This window comes from Streptomyces sp. NPDC043685 (assembly GCF_056436585.1).
In genome coordinates, this window is the sequence record NZ_JBWKCH010000008.1 from 160,119 (window position 1) to 177,216 (window position 17,098).

Sequence of the window (17,098 nt, forward strand, 5' to 3'; positions counted from 1 at the left end):
GCCTCAGGACTCCTGGGTGAGGGAGACGAGCACGTCGTCCCCTTCGATCTTTACGGGGTATACGGGGACGGGGCGCGTCGCGGGAAGGCTGTCGGGCTTTCCGGAGCGGAGGTCGAAGCGCGAGCCGTGCAGCCAGCACTCGATGTGGCAGTCGTCGACCTCGCCCTCGGCCAGCGAGACGTTGGCGTGCGAGCAGATGTCGTGGATCGCGAACACCTCGCCCTCGGTCTGCACGATGGACACGGGCGTGCCGTCGAGTTCCACCCGCTTGGGGGTGTCCTCCTCCAGCTCGCCCAGTCCACAGGCGCGTACGAAGGTCATGCGACGGCCGCCTCCAGCTCCTCCTCGATCCGGGCGATCAGGCGCTCCTCGATGTCGGGGAGGCCGATCTGCTGGACCAGCTCGGCGAAGAAGCCGCGGACCACCAGACGGCGGGCCTCGTGCTCCGGGATGCCGCGGGCCATGAGGTAGAACAGCTGCTCGTCGTCGAAGCGGCCGGTCGCCGAGGCGTGTCCTGCGCCGACGATCTCGCCCGTCTCGATCTCGAGGTTCGGTACGGAGTCCACGCGCGCCCCGTCCGTGAGGACCAGGTTGCGGTTCATCTCGTACGTGTCCGTGCCCTCGGCCGCGGCCTCGATGAGCACGTCGCCGATCCACACCGCGTGCGCGGCGTCACCCTGGAGGGCGCCCTTGTAGACGACGTTGGACTTGCAGTGCGGGACGTTGTGGTCGACCAGGAGGCGGTGCTCCTGGTGCTGGCCCTGGTCGGTGAAGTACAGGCCGAACAGCTCGGCCTCGCCGCCGGGCCCGGCGTACCGCACGCGCGGGTGCAGCCGGACGAGGTCGCCGCCGAAGGTGACGACGACGGACTTGAAGGAGGCGTCGCGGCCGACGAGCGCGTTGTGCTGGGCGACGTGGACGGCCTTCTCGTCCCAGTCCTGCACGGAGACGACGGTCAGCTTGGCGCCGTCGCCCAGGAGGTAGTCGACGTTGGCGGCGAGCACCGCGTCACCGGTGTGGTCGATGACCACGACGGCCTCGGCGAAGGCGCCCAGCTCGATCACCTGGTGGCCGAAGGCGGTGCCGCCCTCGCCGTGCACCGTGATGCGGATGGGCTCGGTGAGGACGGTCTCCTTGGGGACGCTCACGACCGAGGCCTTCTCGAACGCCGAGTAGGCCTGGGCGGCGACGCGGTCCGCCGGGGTGCCCGCCTTGCCGAGCCGCGCGTCGTCACGGCCCACGGCCTCGACGGTGACGCCCTCGGGGGCCTGGACGTCGACCCTCAGGCCGTTGCCGGTGGCGAGGGCGGTGCCGTCGTGCAGGCCGCGCAGGCGCTCCAGCGGGGTGAACCGCCACTCCTCCTCACGGCCGTGCGGGACGGGGAAGTCCGCCACGTCGAAGGAGGGGGGCGCGCTCATGCGGGTGGCGACGGTCGACTCCGCGGCGACCGCGATCGAGCCCGCGGTGGTGGATCCCACGGGGATGTTCTGAGCCTCAGCCATGGCTGTCGTAGTGCTCTCTTTCCGTTACGTAAGGGCTTGATGGACGGCGGCGGATCAACCGACCGCGCCCTCCATCTGCAGCTCGATCAGCCGGTTGAGCTCCAGCGCGTACTCCATGGGGAGCTCCTTGGCGATGGGCTCGACGAAGCCGCGCACGATCATCGCCATCGCCTCGAACTCGCTCAGGCCGCGGCTCATCAGGTAGAAGAGCTGGTCCTCGGAGACCTTGGAGACGGTCGCCTCGTGGCCCATGGACACGTCGTCCTCGCGGACGTCCACGTAGGGGTAGGTGTCCGAGCGGGAGATGGTGTCCACCAGCAGCGCGTCGCACAGCACGTTGGACTTCGAGCCGTGGGCACCCTCGCCGATCTCGACGAGACCGCGGTAGGAGGTGCGGCCGCCGCCGCGCGCCACGGACTTCGACACGATGTTCGACGACGTGTTCGGCGCCATGTGGACCATCTTGGAGCCGGCGTCCTGGTGCTGGCCCTCGCCCGCGAAGGCGATGGACAGGGTCTCGCCCTTGGCGTGCTCGCCCATGAGGTAGACGGCCGGGTACTTCATCGTCACCTTGGAGCCGATGTTGCCGTCGATCCACTCCATGGTCGCGCCCTCGTACGCCACGGCGCGCTTGGTGACCAGGTTGTAGACGTTGTTCGACCAGTTCTGGATGGTCGTGTAGCGGCAGCGGGCGTTCTTCTTGACGATGATCTCGACGACCGCGGAGTGCAGCGAGTCCGACTTGTAGATCGGGGCGGTGCAGCCCTCGACGTAGTGCACGTAGGCACCCTCGTCGACGATGATCAGGGTCCGCTCGAACTGGCCCATGTTCTCGGTGTTGATCCGGAAGTAGGCCTGGAGCGGAATCTCCACGTGGACGCCCGGCGGCACGTAGATGAAGGAGCCGCCCGACCACACGGCGGAGTTCAGCGACGCGAACTTGTTGTCGCCGACGGGGATGACGGTCCCGAAGTACTCCTTGAAGAGCTCCGGGTGCTCCTTCAGCGCGGTGTCGGTGTCGAGGAAGATGACGCCCTGCTCCTCCAGGTCCTCGCGAATCTGGTGGTAGACGACCTCCGACTCGTACTGCGCGGCGACACCGGCGACGAGGCGCTGCTTCTCCGCCTCGGGGATGCCGAGCTTGTCGTAGGTGTTCTTGATGTCCTCGGGCAGGTCCTCCCAGGACTCCGCCTGCTTCTCCGTGGAGCGCACGAAGTACTTGATGTTGTCGAAGTCGATGCCGGAGAGGTCCGAGCCCCAGTTCGGCATGGGCTTCTTCTCGAACAGGCGCAGGCCCTTGAGGCGGAGCTTGGTCATCCACTCCGGCTCGTTCTTCTTGGAGGAGATGTCCCGGACGACGTCCTCGTTGATGCCGCGCTTGGCGGAGGCGCCGGCCGTGTCGGAGTCGGCCCAGCCGTACTCGTACTTGCCCAGGCCCTCGAGCTCGGGGTGGGCAGTCTCCGTGGGGAGAGTCATGCGGGGTTCCTCCCGGCCGTGCTTGCAGATGCGTTGTGGGAAATCTTGGGGATGAACGTCGTGCAGACGCCGTCGCCGTGCGCGATGGTGGCGAGCCGCTGGACATGCGTACCGAGCAGCTCGGCGAAAAATTCCGTCTCCGCCTCGCACAGTTGCGGGAACTGCTCGGCGACGTGGGCGACCGGGCAGTGGTGCTGGCAGAGCTGCTCACCCTGCTGGGGGTGGGGCGCGCTGCGCGCCGTAGCAGCGTACCCGTCGGCGCTCAGCGCCTTGGCGAGGGCTTCCGTCCGCTCCTCGGGGGAGGCGGAGGCGACCGCTGCGCGGTAGGCACCGGCCTGCGCGGCGATCCTGGCGCGGGCGAAGGCGGCGATCGCCTCGCTGCCGCCCTCGCGGTCGGCGATCCAGCGCAGGGCGTCCGCGGCGAGCTTGTCGTAGGACTGGTCGAAGGCGTCCCGCCCGCAGTCCGTCAGGGCGAACACCTTGGCGGGCCGGCCGCGGGTCCGCGCGCCGTACACCCGCTGCTCGCGTGCCTCCACGACACCGTCGCCCGTGAGGGCGTCGAGGTGCCGGCGCACGGCGGCCTGGGTGAGACCCAGCCGCTCGGCGAGTTCGGCGACGGTCGAGGGGCCGTGGTCCAGGATGGACCGCGCGACCCGGTTGCGGGTGGACCGCTCCCCGGTCGCCAGCTCCTCGTGGGGTGCCTCGCCGACGTTTTTCACAACGCCATTGTTGCGTAATTCCTCCGGACCGGGCAAGCCGCCCGGTCTCCGCCCGAGGTGCCCTGCGTCACTTAGGCATACCTAATCTGACCTGCGGAAACGATCTCCGCTTGATCGAACCGCTGGCATGCGGCAGCCGCTTCGGGGACACTCCACAACCATGCCCACACCCCCTCCGACCGGCCCTCTTGTCACCCGCGAGACGCTCCGGACCCAGCTCGGCAAGCTCGGGGTACGCCCCGGCGAGACGCTGCTCGTGCACTCCTCGCTCAGTTCCCTCGGCTGGGTCAACGGCGGCGCCGTCACGGTGGTGCGGGGCCTGCTCGACGCGCTCGGCCCGCAGGGCACCCTCGTGGTCCCCACCCAGACCGGCGAGCTCTCCGACCCGGCCCTGTGGAGCAATCCGCCCGTGCCCCCTCAGTGGTGGCCGGACATCCGCGCCACCATGCCGGGCTACGACCCGCGGATCACGCCGTCCCGCGGGGTCGGTGTCGTCCCGGAGACCGTGCGCACCTGGCCCGGCGCCCTGCGCAGCGCGCATCCGCAGACCTCGTTCGCGGCGCTCGGCCCGCGCGCGGCGGAGGTGCTCGACGGGCACGCGACCGACTGCCGCCTCGGCGAGCGCAGCCCGCTGGCGAAACTGGAGGCGATGGGTGCCCGCGTCCTGCTGCTCGGGGCCGGCTACGCCTCCTGCACGAGCTTCCACCTGGCCGAGTACCGCATCCCGTCCCCGCGGGTCGTGGTGGGCCGGCCCGGTCCCGACGGCTGGGAGACCGTGACCGAGGTGTCGATCGACTCGGACCGTTTCGACGAGCTGGGCTACGACTTCGAGCGGGACCGTCCCGTCGTCCGCGGCAAGGTCGGCGCGGCCCAGGCGCGGCTGTTCCCGGTGGCGGACGCGGTGGCCTACGCCGAGCGGTGGCTCGCGGTCCACCGGCCGCGCGAGGAGGAGTAGCCGCACCCCCCGGTCCGGGCCGCCGCGCGCGTACCTAGACTCTGGACCCATGCGAAGTGAGCCCCTGGTCCAGGTCCAGGCCCTGGTGAAGCGGTACGGCCCGAAGACCGCGGTGGACGGGCTCGACCTGGTGGCCCGGGCGGGTGTGACCGCCGTGCTCGGCCCCAACGGGGCGGGCAAGACGACCACGGTCGAGACCTGCGAGGGGTACCGCGAGCCGGACTCCGGCACGGTGCGCGTCCTGGGCCTCGACCCGGTCGGGGACGCCTCCGCCCTGCGGCCCCGCATCGGCGTGATGCTCCAGTCCGGCGGCGTCTATTCGGGCTCCCGTGCCGACGAGATGCTGCGGCACGTGGCCAGGCTGCACGCGCATCCGCTGGACGTGGACGCGCTGATCGAACGGCTGGGGCTCGGCTCCTGCGGCCGTACGACGTACCGGCGGCTGTCCGGCGGGCAGCAGCAGCGCCTCGCGCTGGCCATGGCCGTGGTCGGGCGTCCCGAACTGGTCTTTCTCGACGAGCCGACCGCCGGGCTCGACCCGCAGGCCCGGCACGCCACCTGGGACCTGGTGCGGGACCTGCGCGCCGACGGCGTCTCGGTGATCCTCACCACCCACTACATGGACGAGGCCGAGCAGCTCGCCGACGACGTGGCGATCATCGACGCGGGCCGGGTCATCGCCCAGGGCTCCCCGGAGGAGCTGTGCCGGGGCGGCGCCGAGAACACGCTGCGCTTCTCGGGCCGGCCGGGCCTGGACGTGGGCTCACTGCTGAAGGCCCTGCCCGCCGACTGCTCGGCCGCCGAGCTGACCCCGGGTTCCTACCGGGTCACCGGCAAGGTCGACCCCCAGCTGCTCGCGACGGTCACCTCCTGGTGTGCCCAGCACGGTGTGATGCCGGAGAGGATCTCCGTGGAGCGGCACACCCTCGAAGACGTCTTCCTGGAGCTGACCGGCAAGGAGCTGCGCTCGTGACCGCCACCGGCACGGGGATGTACACGCCGAAGCCCGGCGCGGCGCCCCTCCCCCGCATGATCGCGGCCCAGGCCGCGCTCGAGACGAAGATGCTGCTGCGCAACGGCGAGCAGCTGCTGCTGACGGTCGTGATCCCGGCCCTGCTGCTGGCCCTGTTCAGCACCGTGGACATCGTGGACACCGGCTCCGGCGAAGCGGTCGACTTCCTCGCGCCGGGCGTCCTCGCGCTCGCCGTGATGTCGACGGCGTTCACGGGCCAGGCCATCGCGACCGGCTTCGAGCGCCGCTACGGCGTGCTGAAGCGGCTGGCCGTCTCGCCCCTGCCCCGCTGGGGCCTGATGACGGCGAAGACCCTGTCCGTGCTGGTCACCGAGGTGCTCCAGGTGATCCTGCTGACGGCGATCGCCTTCGCGCTGGGCTGGTCGCCGCACGGCAACCCGTTCGCCGTGCTGCTGCTCCTGGTCCTCGGCACGGCGGCCTTCTCGGGCCTTGGCCTGCTGATGGCCGGGACGCTGAAGGCCGAGGCGACCCTGGCCGCGGCCAACCTGGTGTTCCTGCTGCTGCTCGTCGGCGGCGGGGTCGTCGTGCCGCTCGGCAAGTTCCCCGCCGCCGCGCAGGACGTGCTGGGCCTGCTGCCCATCGCGGCCCTGTCCGACGGGCTGCGGGACGTGCTCCAGCACGGCGCCGGGATGCCCTGGGGGGACCTGGGGATCCTGGCCGTCTGGGCGGTCGCGGGGCTGGCGGCGGCCGGGACGTTCTTCCGCTGGGAGTAGGGACGGTGTCCTGTGACGGACCCTCGTGAAAGTGTGCACAAGCGGCGGCCTACGATGGTGGGCGTGCCACACCTGACCCGCGCCGACGCCCAGGCCGCCCTGCGCAACCCGCTCGCCTTCATCGCCGAGCGCTGGACCCCACACCCCCGGACGGTCCGGCGCGCGGCTCTCTCCGCGCTCCTGATGTCGGTGATCATCGTCGTCACCGGCGGCGCCGTCCGGCTGACCGGCTCGGGCCTGGGCTGCCCGACCTGGCCCAAGTGCACCGACGACTCGCTCACCGCCACCAGCGCGATGGGCTTCCACGGCGCCATCGAGTTCGGCAACCGCATGCTGACGTACGTGCTGTGCGCGGCCGTCGGCTGGGCGATCATCGCCGCGCGCTCGCAGAAGCCGTACCGGCGGGGCCTGGTCCGGCTGGGCTGGGCGCAGTTCTGGATCGTGATGAGCAACGCGATCCTCGGCGGCATCGTGGTGCTGGTCGGTCTGAACCCGTACACGGTCGCGGCCCACTTCGTGGCGACGTCCGCGCTCATCGCGGTGGCCACGGTGATGTGGCAGCGCACCCGGGAGGGCGACGGGGCGGCGCGACCGCTGGTCGGCAAGGCCGTGCAGCAGCTGGTGTGGTTCCTGGTCGCGGCGGCCGTCCTGCTCATCCTGGTCGGCACGGTCGTCACCGGCGCGGGCCCGCACGCGGGCGACTCCAGCGAGGTCGAGCGGATGCCGGTCGACTGGGAGACGGTGAGCAAGCTGCACGCCGTGCTGGCGTGGATCGTGGTGACGCTGACGTTCGCCCTGTGGTTCGTCCTCAAGGCGGTCGACGCGCCCAGGAGCCCGCTGAACCGCACCCGCGAGCTGTTCCTGATCCTGCTCGCCCAGGGCGTCATCGGGTACGTGCAGTACTTCACGGACCTGCCCGAGGTGCTGGTCGGCCTGCACATGCTGGGCTCGGCCGCGATGTGGATCTGGGTGCTGCGGGTGGTGCTGTCCCTGCGCGAACGCTCGGAGCCGGCCGCGGACGTGCCCGGCCCGGCCGCCGAGGCGAGCCTGACCAAGGCCTAGCCGAGTCCGTAGACCCGGCGCGCGTTTCCCGACGCGAGCATGGTCGCCACCCGCTGGGCGTCGGTCAGGGACCACGCTCCCTCTGCGACCCAGGTGCCGAGCACCCGTCCCAGGGCCTCGCGGAAGAGCCGGGCGCCCACCACGTGCAGTTCGGGCAGCCCCTGCGCGCCGGTGGAGAACAGGATCTTGCCGAAGGGCGCCAGCTCCAGGATCTCCGCGAGGACGGTCGCGGCCCGGGCGCCCGTGCGGACCAGGGCGGCGCCGCAGTCGACGTGGACGTGCGGGAAGACACCGGCGAGATGGGCGGCGTGCCGGTGGTACGGGTAGCCGTGCAGCAGGACGAGGTCCGTGCCCAGACCGGCCGTGGCCCGTACGAAGTCCGTCAGCAGCACCGGGTCCGTACGGTCGATCCGCAGGCCCGGGCCGCCCAGCCCCGCGTGCAGCTGGAGCGGCAGCCCCGAGGCGACCGCACTCCACAGCAGATGCCGCAGCAGCACCGGATCGCTCAGCTCCCCGCCGACGCCGCGCCCGGCGAGCCAGCGGCCGGCCGCCCCGCGCACCTCGCCCGGCCCGGGCGGCTCCGGCGCGAGCGCGAGGCCGTGCCGTACGCCCGCGACCGAGGTGAAGGCGACGGCGTGCGCGGCGGCCGCGTGCACCGATTCGGCGAGGTTGGCGAGGAAGGACTCGACGGTTCCGGAGGTGTCGGCGACCTGCTCGGCGAGGAGCTCCAGGCGTACGATCTCGCGGGCCTCGGCGGCTCCTGCGGAGGCCAGCTCGCCGGGCTCCGTCAGATCTCCGGGCAGGCCCGTGTCGACCAGGTACGTGGTGATGCCGCTGCCGCGCAGCAGCCGGCGGCCGGCCTCCCAGACGCCCAGTTCCCGCCGTCGGGCCAGGTAGTGGGCGGGCGTGCAGTGCGGTTCGAGGCCGAGCAGGGGCGGGCACCAGCGCCTGACGGCGAAGCCGGTCTGGGTGTCGAAGAGGGTGGTGCCGGGAGCGGGCGGGCCCTCGGTGTGGCTGAGGTGGGCCTCGAAGGTGCCGAGGCCCAGCTCCGTGCGCAGCACTCCGTGGCAGTACTGGTCCACTAAGGACGGCGTTTCGATCATCCGGGCCTCCCGGTGTGGACCCTGTTGCTCTCAAGGGTCCTAACGGGTGAACCGGGGTGAAGGTCGCGGTACCGGAGGGGGGTGCGGGTCAGCGGGCGGCTGCGGACCGGATGTGGTCGCTCGCGCAGTTCCCCGCGCCCCCGGGCCGACTGCTCAACCGTTCTTGGGTCCGCCTACCTGGATCCCGGCCATCCGGCTCCACTCGTAGGGGCCCGTCTTCACCTTCGCGGCGAATTCGCCGTCGAAGGACTCGTGGCGGGTGATGCCCGACTTCTCCACGGCCTTCTCGGCGATCTCGTAGGAGGGGGCGACCAGGTCCCCCCAGTTGCCGTCCTCGCCGACCAGGACGATGCGGGCGCCGCGCTCGCCGAGGTAGGCGACCTGGCCCTCGGCGCCGCCGTGGGCCTTGGAGAAGGAGCTGATCTGCTGGGCCAGCCGGGCCGCCTTGCGCTCGGCCTTGGGGTCTGCCTGCTGCGTCTCTGCCATGACCAGGATGCTACTCACGAGTAGATCGACTCGCGAGGGCGGGGCGGTGTGACGTACGTCGAGGTGTCAGCGCAGGAACGGGTCGACCGCGACCGCCACGAAGAGCAGCGAGACGTAGGTGATCGACCAGTGGAACAGGCGCATCTCCTTCAGCTTCGCGCCCGTCACCTCCGCCTTCGCGCGGTTCTGGAGACCGTGCGCCTCCCAGAGCCAGAAGCCGCCCGCCAGCAGCGCGACCGACGTGTAGAACCAGCCGGTGTAGCCGAGCGGGGTCAGCAGCAGCGAGACGGCGACCATGACCCAGCTGTAGATCACGATCTGCTTGGCGACCACCTTGTTGGAGGCGACCACCGGCAGCATGGGCACGCCCACGCGCGCGTAGTCCTCCTTGACCTTCATGGACAGCGGCCAGTAGTGCGGCGGCGTCCAGAAGAACATGACCATGAAGAGGATGACGGGCGCCCACGACATCGAGTTCGTGACCGAGGACCAGCCGATCAGCACCGGCAGGCAGCCGGCGATGCCGCCCCACACGATGTTCTGCGAGGTACGGCGCTTGAGGATCATCGTGTAGACGACCACGTAGAACAGGAGCGCGCCGAGGGCGAGCCAGGCGCTCAGCCAGTTCACGGTGAGGCCGAACAGCAGCGTCGAGGCGATCGCCAGCGTGATGCCGAAGACGAGGCACTCGCGCGGGCTGACCATGCCGGTGACCAGCGGGCGCTGCGAGGTGCGGTCCATCAGCGCGTCGATGTCGCGGTCGATGTACATGTTGAGCGCGTTGGCGCCGCCCGCGGACATGTAACCGCCCAGGCACGTCAGCAGCACCAGCGTCAGGTCGGGCACGCCCTGCTGCGCCAGGAACATCACCGGCACCGTCGTGATCAGCAGCAGTTCGATGATCCGCGGCTTGGTGAGAGCCACGAATGCCATGACACGGGCCCCGAGCGGCCGGTGAGCCGGGCTCTGGTCCGTCCCGGTCATCCCCGCTGGACGGGATTCAACGGCCGTCACGCACACCCCTACAGAGACATCCCAGCAAGCCTCACCCTGTGAAGTCCCGGTAAAGGCTCGCGCGTACCACGCCACTTTAGACGTTGCCCAGACTCGGACATTCGCGGGGGTCGGCTCGTGTTGGCGGACACCTTCCGACGGGCGCCCCGAAGCTCGATTGAGCACCCGGATGAGCGGCTCCGTATTCACCTGTCGAATGCGGTACGGCCCAGTCAGGAGGCGGATCGCGATCCGCCCCGGCACTCTGGAGTGACTCGAAAAAACGCACGTCCCACGGGGGTAGGCTCGGCTGCGGCCGGTGGGCGCCCCGATACACCGGCATCCGACATGTGGAGAGGAGCCCTGACTCAGGGTGAGCACCAAGCCGACCACCACAGACCTCGAGTGGACCGAGTTGGACCAGCGGTCCGTCGACACCGCGCGTGTCCTGGCCGCCGATGCCGTACAGAAGGTCGGTAACGGCCATCCGGGTACGGCGATGAGCCTGGCGCCTGCCGCCTACACCCTCTTCCAGAAGGTGATGCGGCACGACCCGGCGGACGCCGACTGGGTCGGGCGGGACCGCTTCGTGCTGTCCGCCGGCCACTCGTCCCTGACCCTCTACACCCAGCTGTACCTGGCCGGCTTCGGCCTGGAGCTGGACGACCTGAAGTCCTTCCGCACCTGGGGCTCGAAGACCCCCGGTCACCCCGAGTACGGGCACACGACCGGCGTGGAGACGACGACCGGCCCGCTGGGGCAGGGTGTCGCCAACGCGGTGGGCATGGCGATGGCCGCCCGCTACGAGCGCGGCCTGTTCGACCCGGAGGCCGCCGAGGGCGAGTCGCCGTTCGACCACTTCGTCTACTGCATCGCCGGTGACGGCTGCCTCCAGGAGGGCATCTCCGCCGAGGCGTCCTCCCTCGCGGGCCACCAGAAGCTCGGCAACCTGATCCTGCTGTGGGACGACAACCACATCTCGATCGAGGGCGACACCGAGACGGCCGTCTCCGAGGACACCGTGAAGCGGTACGAGGCCTACGGCTGGCACGTGCAGCGTGTGGAGCCGAAGGCCGACGGCGACCTGGACCCGGCCGCGATCTACGAGGCGATCCAGAAGGCCCAGGCCGTCACGGACCGGCCCTCGTTCATCGCGATGCGCTCGATCATCGCCTGGCCCGCCCCGAACGCGCAGAACACCGAGGCCGCGCACGGCTCGGCACTCGGCGACGACGAGGTCGCGGCCACCAAGCGCGTCCTGGGCTTCGACCCGGAGCAGTCGTTCGAGGTCTCCGACGAGGTCATCGAGCACACCCGCAAGGCGCTGGAGCGGGGCAAGGCGGCCCGCGCGGTGTGGGACAAGGCGTACCAGCAGTGGCGGGACAACAACCCCGAGCGCGCCGCCGAGTACGACCGCGTCGCCAAGGGTGAGCTGCCCAAGGGCTGGGAGGAGAAGATCCCGGTCTTCGAGACCGGCAAGGGCGTGGCCACGCGTGCCGCCTCCGGCAAGGTCCTCCAGGCGCTCGGCGCGGTCATCCCCGAGCTGTGGGGCGGTTCGGCCGACCTGGCCGGCTCCAACAACACCACGATCGACAAGACCAGCTCCTTCCTCCCGGCGGACAACCCGCTGCCGGAGGCGGACCCGTACGGCCGCACGATCCACTTCGGCATCCGCGAGCACGCGATGGCCGCCGAGATGAACGGCATCGCGCTGCACGGCAACACCCGGATCTACGGCGGCACCTTCCTGGTCTTCTCCGACTACATGCGCAACGCGGTGCGGCTGTCGGCGCTGATGCACCTGCCGGTGACGTACGTGTGGACGCACGACTCCATCGGCCTCGGCGAGGACGGCCCGACCCACCAGCCGGTCGAGCACCTGGCCGCGCTGCGCGCGATCCCGGGCCTGAACGTCGTGCGCCCGGCGGACGCCAACGAGACCGCGATCGCCTGGCGCGAGATCCTCAAGCGCTGGACGAAGGAGTTCGGCAAGGGCCAGCCGCACGGTCTGGCGCTGACCCGGCAGGGCGTGCCCACCTACGAGCCCAACGAGGACGCCGCCAAGGGCGGTTACGTCCTGTTCGAGGCCGAAGGCGGCGAGCCCGAGGTCATCCTGATCGCCACCGGCTCGGAGGTGCACGTCGCCGTCGAGGCGCGCGAGCAGCTCCAGGGCGCCGGCGTGCCCACGCGCGTGGTGTCCATGCCGTCGGTGGAGTGGTTCGAGCAGCAGGACCAGGGGTACCGGGACAGCGTCCTGCCGCTGTCCGTCCGGGCCCGTGTCGCGGTGGAGGCCGGCATCGGCCTCACCTGGCACAAGTACGTGGGGGACGCCGGCCGCATCGTTTCCCTGGAGCACTTCGGTGCTTCGGCCGACGGCAAGGTGCTCTTCCGCGAGTTCGGCTTCACTGCCGAGAACGTGGCCGCCGCCGCGCGGGAATCGATCGCCGCAGCCCAGCGCTGACGCTCATATACGACACGTAGGAGATGGAATTTCCATGACAGACGCACTCAAGCGCCTCTCCGAGGAAGGCGTGGCGATCTGGCTGGACGACCTGTCGCGCAAGCGGATCACGTCCGGCAACCTCGCCGAGCTGATCGACCAGCAGCACGTCGTGGGCGTCACCACCAACCCGTCGATCTTCCAGAAGGCGATCTCGCAGGGTGACGGCTACGACACCCAGCTGACCGACCTCGCCGCCCGCGAGGTCACGGTCGAAGAGGCCATCCGCATGATCACGACGGCCGACGTCCGTGACGCCGCCGACGTCCTGCGTCCGGTCTTCGACGCCAGTGGCGGCAAGGACGGCCGGGTCTCGATCGAGGTCGACCCCCGCCTGGCGCACAACACGCGGGCGACGGTCGCCGAGGCCAAGCAGCTCGCCTGGCTGGTGGACCGGCCCAACACGCTCATCAAGATCCCCGCGACCGAGGCGGGCATCCCGGCCATCGCCGAGACCATCGGTCTGGGCATCAGCGTCAACGTCACGCTGATCTTCTCGCTGGAGCGCTACCGCCTGGTCATGAACGCGTTCCTGGAGGGCCTGGAGAAGGCCAGGGAGCGCGGCCTGGACCTGTCGCAGATCCACTCCGTGGCGTCGTTCTTCGTGTCCCGCGTGGACACCGAGATCGACAAGCGGATCGACGCCCTGGGCACCGACGAGGCCAAGGCGCTGCGCGGCAAGGCCGCCGTCGCCAACGCCCGCCTCGCCTACCAGGCGTACGAGGAGGTCTTCTCCTCGGACCGCTGGAACGCCCTGGAGAAGGCCGGCGCCAACAAGCAGCGTCCGCTGTGGGCGTCGACCGGCGTGAAGGACAAGGCGTACAGCGACACCATGTACGTCACCGACCTGGTCGCTCCGAACACGGTGAACACCATGCCGGAGGCGACCCTGTTCGCCACCGAGGACCACGGCGAGATCACCGGCAACACCGTCGCCGGCACCTACGAGCAGGCCCGCGCCGACCTGGACGCGGTCGAGAAGCTCGGGATCAAGTACGACGACGTGGTCCGGCTTCTGGAGGAGGAGGGCGTCGAGAAGTTCGAGGCGTCCTGGAACGACCTGCTGAAGTCGACCGAGGCCGAGCTGAAGCGCCTCGCCCCCTCGGAGGGCTGAACAGGTGTCGAGCAGCAACCCGCTGCGTGACCCCGCGGACCGACGGCTCCCGCGTATCGCGGGGCCGTCGGGCCTGGTCATCTTCGGCGTCACGGGCGACCTGTCCCGCAAGAAGCTCATGCCCGCCGTGTACGACCTCGCCAACCGGGGTCTGCTGCCGCCGGGCTTCTCGCTGGTGGGCTTCGCCCGCCGTGAATGGGCGCACGAGGACTTCGCGCAGGAGGTCCACGACGCGGTCAAGGAGCACGCCCGCACGCCCTTCCGCGAGGAGGTCTGGCAGCAGCTCATCCAGGGCATGCGCTTCGTGCAGGGCACCTTCGACGACGACGACGCGTTCGAGCGGCTGCGTTCCACGATCGAGGAGCTCGACAAGGCACAGGGCACGGGCGGCAACTTCGCCTTCTACCTGTCGGTGCCGCCGTCGGCCTTCCCCGTGGTCATCCAGCAGCTGAAGAAGCACCAGCTGGCCGACCAGACGGGCGGCTCCTGGCGGCGCGCGGTGATCGAGAAGCCGTTCGGCCACAACCTCGCCTCGGCCGAGGAGCTCAACAAGGTCGTCCACGAGGTCTTCGCCCCGGAGCAGGTCTTCCGCATCGACCACTACCTGGGCAAGGAGACCGTCCAGAACATCCTGGCGCTGCGCTTCGCCAACACCATGTTCGAGCCGATCTGGAACCGGTCCTTCGTGGACCACGTGCAGATCACCATGGCCGAGGACATCGGCATCGGCGGCCGGGCCGGCTACTACGACGGCATCGGCGCCGCCCGTGACGTCATCCAGAACCATCTGCTCCAGCTGATGGCCCTGACGGCCATGGAGGAGCCCGCCTCCTTCGACGCGGACGCGCTGGCCGCCGAGAAGACCAAGGTGCTCGGTGCCGTGCGGCTTCCGAAGGACATGGGCCGCGACACCGTGCGCGGGCAGTACTCCGCGGGCTGGCAGGGCGGCGCGAAGGTGATCGGCTACCTCGACGAGGACGGCATCGACGCCTCGTCGAAGACCGACACGTACGCCGCGGTGAAGCTGGAGATCGACAACCGCCGCTGGGCGGGCGTCCCCTTCTACCTGCGCACCGGCAAGCGGCTGGGCCGCCGGGTGACGGAGATCGCGGTCGTCTTCCAGCGGGCCCCGCACTCCCCGTTCGACTCCACGGCCACCGAGGAGCTCGGCTCCAACGCGATCGTCATCCGCGTCCAGCCGGACGAGGGCGTGACGGTCCGCTTCGGCTCGAAGGTGCCGGGCACCTCGATGGAGATCCGGGACGTGTCGATGGACTTCGCCTACGGCGAGTCCTTCACGGAGTCCAGCCCGGAGGCGTACGAGCGTCTCATCCTGGACGTCCTGCTCGGTGACTCGAACCTCTTCCCGCGTACCGAGGAGGTCGAGCTCTCCTGGAAGATCCTCGACCCGATCGAGGAGTACTGGGACAAGAACGGCAAGCCCGCCCAGTACCAGGCCGGTACCTGGGGGCCCGTCGAGGCGGACGAAATGCTCGAGCGACACGGACGGAGCTGGCGCCGGCCATGAAGATAGACCTGACGGACACCACGGCCAGCAAGGTCAACAAGGCGCTGGTGCAGGGCCGCCGGGCGATCGGCACCCCGGCGGTCGGCATGGTGCTCACGCTGGTCATCGTGACGGACGAGGAGAACGCCTACGACGCGCTGAAGGCCGCGAACGACGCCTCGCACGAGCATCCCGCCCGCACGCTCGTGGTCATCAAGCGCGTCTCGCGTTCGCCCCGTGACCGCACGCAGTCCCGCCTCGACGCGGAGGTGCGGGTCGGCGCGGACGCGGGCTCCGGTGAGACGGTGGTGCTCCGGCTGTACGGCGAGGTCGTCGACCACGCCCAGTCGGTGGTGCTGCCGCTGCTGCTGCCGGACGCGCCGGTGGTGGTGTGGTGGCCGGTGAACGCGCCGCTCGACCCGGCGAAGGACCCCCTGGGTGCCCTCGCGCAGCGCCGCGTGACCGACACCTACGCCTCCGAGCAGCCGGTACGGGACCTGGCCACCCGCTCCACGACCTACACCCCCGGCGACACCGACCTGTCCTGGACCCGCATCACGCCCTGGCGCTCCATGCTGGCGGCGGCGCTCGACCAGGTCGCCTGTGAGGTCAAGGCCGTCGAGGTGGAGGGCGAGGAGTTCAACCCGAGCTGTGAGCTGCTGGCGATGTGGCTCGCGGACCGGCTGGACGTGCCCGTGAAGCGCTCGCTGTCCAGCGGCCCCGGCCTGACGGCGGTCCGGATGGACACCGACTGCGGCCCGATCAAGCTGGACCGTGCCGACGGCTCGCTCGCGACGCTCTCCATCGAGGGCCAGCCGGACCGGGCGGTGGCGCTCAAGCGCCGTGAGACCGCCGAGCTGATGGCGGAGGAGCTGCGCCGGCTGGACCCGGACGACACGTACGCGTCCGCCCTGCGCTACGGGGTGGACCGGCTGAAGTCCCCGTCGTCGCCGTCGTCGGTGCCCAAAAGTGAGGGGCGAGCAGGACTCGCCCTTCCCGCTCCCGTTGAAGCGGCTGCGAAAGCACCCGCTGCGCAAGCGACGGCGCAGGCACCGGTGAGGCGGGAACCGCCCCAGCTGGAACCGGTACGGAAGGCGACGAAGTGAGTACGGCACCGCAGCTGGTCGTGCACCGCGACAAGGAGCTGATGGCGCAGGCCGCGGCGGCCCGGCTGATCACCAGGATCGTGGACGCCCAGGCCTCCCGGGGTTCGGCGTCCGTGGTCCTGACGGGCGGCCGCAACGGCAACGGCCTGCTGGCCGCCCTGGCCGCGGCGCCCGCCCGGGACGCGATCGACTGGAGCCGGCTCGACCTGTGGTGGGGCGACGAGCGGTTCCTGCCCGAGGGCGATCCCGAGCGCAACGTCACCCAGGCCAGACAGGCTCTCCTCGACTCGGTGCCGCTCGATCCGAAGCGGGTGCACGCCATGCCCGCGTCGGACGGCCCCCACGGCGCCGACGTGGACGCGGCGGCGGCCGCGTACGCGGAGGAGCTGGCGCGGGCGGCGGGCCCGGAGAACCACGGGCCCGTGCCCACGTTCGACGTGCTGATGCTGGGCGTCGGCCCGGACACCCATGTGGCGTCGCTGTTCCCGGAGCTGCCGGCGGTGCGGGAGACCGACCGCACGGTGGTCGGCGTCCACGGCGCGCCCAAGCCGCCGCCGACCCGGGTGACGCTGACGCTCCCGGCGATCCGAGCGGCTCGTGAGGTGTGGCTGCTGGCCGCCGGGGAGGACAAGGCCCGGGCGGCGGCGATCGCCCTCTCGGGAGCCGGGGAGATCCAGGCCCCGGCAGCAGGGGCGTACGGCAGGAGCCGGACCCTGTGGCTCCTGGACGGGGCGGCGGCTTCCCAACTGCCGCGTTCGCTGTATCCGCCGGCTTCGGCGTGAACGCTTCCGGGCCCCCGCTTCACTGCGAAGCGGGGGCCCGGTATGTG

Annotated in this window: 16 protein-coding genes; 9 read left to right on the forward strand and 7 right to left on the reverse strand. The window is 70.7% G+C overall.

Annotated features, from left to right (window positions below; all coding sequences use genetic code 11):
* Positions 1–3: 3 nt before the first annotated feature.
* The 4 genes from AC0665_RS26165 to AC0665_RS26180 are packed head-to-tail and all read right to left on the reverse strand — an operon-like array spanning position 4 to position 3,697.
* Positions 4–321: a non-heme iron oxygenase ferredoxin subunit gene (locus AC0665_RS26165; RefSeq protein WP_468410983.1), complete on the reverse strand. Its 318-nt coding sequence runs from the start codon at positions 319–321 to the stop codon at positions 4–6.
* Positions 318–1,502, reverse strand: a complete 1,185-nt coding sequence (gene sufD, locus AC0665_RS26170) for a Fe-S cluster assembly protein SufD (RefSeq protein ID WP_478705896.1) — start codon at positions 1,500–1,502, stop codon at positions 318–320. Before sufD ends, AC0665_RS26165 begins: the two co-directional genes overlap by 4 nt.
* 54 nt (positions 1,503–1,556) lie before the next feature.
* The gene (sufB, locus tag AC0665_RS26175; protein WP_062926168.1) at positions 1,557–2,978 is read right to left on the reverse strand and encodes a Fe-S cluster assembly protein SufB; all 1,422 of its coding nucleotides are present in this window, start codon (positions 2,976–2,978) and stop codon (positions 1,557–1,559) included.
* Positions 2,975–3,697 carry a helix-turn-helix transcriptional regulator gene (locus AC0665_RS26180; RefSeq protein WP_468410987.1) on the reverse strand — a complete coding sequence of 241 codons (723 nt, stop codon included), beginning with the start codon at positions 3,695–3,697 and terminating at the stop codon, positions 2,975–2,977. Before AC0665_RS26180 ends, sufB begins: the two co-directional genes overlap by 4 nt.
* 160 nt (positions 3,698–3,857) lie before the next feature.
* Here AC0665_RS26180 and AC0665_RS26185 point away from each other — a divergent pair, with 160 nt between their 5' ends.
* Genes AC0665_RS26185 through AC0665_RS26200 form a run of 4 tightly spaced genes read left to right on the forward strand, consistent with a single transcriptional unit; the run spans position 3,858 to position 7,460 of the window.
* On the forward strand, positions 3,858–4,652 hold the full coding sequence (locus AC0665_RS26185; protein ID WP_478705897.1) for an AAC(3) family N-acetyltransferase: 795 nt from the start codon (positions 3,858–3,860) through the stop codon (positions 4,650–4,652).
* 49 nt (positions 4,653–4,701) lie between these two features.
* A complete protein-coding gene (locus AC0665_RS26190) occupies positions 4,702–5,625 on the forward strand; it encodes an ABC transporter ATP-binding protein (RefSeq protein WP_478705898.1) in 924 nt (307 codons plus the stop codon).
* Positions 5,626–5,642: 17 nt separating this feature from the next.
* Complete coding sequence (locus AC0665_RS26195; protein WP_468637728.1) at positions 5,643–6,398, forward strand: ABC transporter permease; 756 nt, start codon at positions 5,643–5,645, stop codon at positions 6,396–6,398.
* A gap of 54 nt (positions 6,399–6,452) precedes the next feature.
* Positions 6,453–7,460: a COX15/CtaA family protein gene (locus AC0665_RS26200; protein ID WP_468410993.1), complete on the forward strand. Its 1,008-nt coding sequence runs from the start codon at positions 6,453–6,455 to the stop codon at positions 7,458–7,460.
* Here AC0665_RS26200 and AC0665_RS26205 read toward each other — a convergent pair.
* From AC0665_RS26205 to AC0665_RS26215, 3 genes are all read right to left on the reverse strand, one after another.
* Positions 7,457–8,563: an amidohydrolase family protein gene (locus tag AC0665_RS26205; protein ID WP_468410995.1), complete on the reverse strand. Its 1,107-nt coding sequence runs from the start codon at positions 8,561–8,563 to the stop codon at positions 7,457–7,459. The genes AC0665_RS26200 and AC0665_RS26205 overlap by 4 nt on opposite strands.
* 153 nt (positions 8,564–8,716) lie before the next feature.
* Positions 8,717–9,049 carry a hypothetical protein gene (locus AC0665_RS26210; protein ID WP_468410997.1) on the reverse strand — a complete coding sequence of 111 codons (333 nt, stop codon included), beginning with the start codon at positions 9,047–9,049 and terminating at the stop codon, positions 8,717–8,719.
* A gap of 66 nt (positions 9,050–9,115) precedes the next feature.
* Positions 9,116–10,033 carry a heme o synthase gene (locus AC0665_RS26215; protein ID WP_468410999.1) on the reverse strand — a complete coding sequence of 306 codons (918 nt, stop codon included), beginning with the start codon at positions 10,031–10,033 and terminating at the stop codon, positions 9,116–9,118.
* Positions 10,034–10,415: 382 nt separating this feature from the next.
* Between AC0665_RS26215 and tkt the strand changes: the two genes are divergently transcribed.
* From tkt to pgl, 5 genes are read left to right on the forward strand one after another with little or no spacing between them, the layout of a single operon-like run.
* On the forward strand, positions 10,416–12,503 hold the full coding sequence (gene tkt / locus AC0665_RS26220) for a transketolase (RefSeq protein ID WP_478705899.1): 2,088 nt from the start codon (positions 10,416–10,418) through the stop codon (positions 12,501–12,503).
* Positions 12,504–12,537: 34 nt separating this feature from the next.
* The gene (gene tal / locus AC0665_RS26225; protein WP_468637624.1) at positions 12,538–13,656 is read left to right on the forward strand and encodes a transaldolase; all 1,119 of its coding nucleotides are present in this window, start codon (positions 12,538–12,540) and stop codon (positions 13,654–13,656) included.
* A 4-nt stretch (positions 13,657–13,660) separates the two neighbouring features.
* The gene (zwf, locus tag AC0665_RS26230) at positions 13,661–15,184 is read left to right on the forward strand and encodes a glucose-6-phosphate dehydrogenase (RefSeq protein WP_468411005.1); all 1,524 of its coding nucleotides are present in this window, start codon (positions 13,661–13,663) and stop codon (positions 15,182–15,184) included.
* The gene (gene opcA, locus AC0665_RS26235) at positions 15,181–16,269 is read left to right on the forward strand and encodes a glucose-6-phosphate dehydrogenase assembly protein OpcA (protein ID WP_468411007.1); all 1,089 of its coding nucleotides are present in this window, start codon (positions 15,181–15,183) and stop codon (positions 16,267–16,269) included. Before zwf ends, opcA begins: the two co-directional genes overlap by 4 nt.
* Positions 16,266–17,051: a 6-phosphogluconolactonase gene (gene pgl, locus AC0665_RS26240; protein WP_478509988.1), complete on the forward strand. Its 786-nt coding sequence runs from the start codon at positions 16,266–16,268 to the stop codon at positions 17,049–17,051. The genes opcA and pgl overlap by 4 nt, the downstream gene beginning before the upstream one ends.
* Positions 17,052–17,098 lie beyond the last annotated feature (47 nt).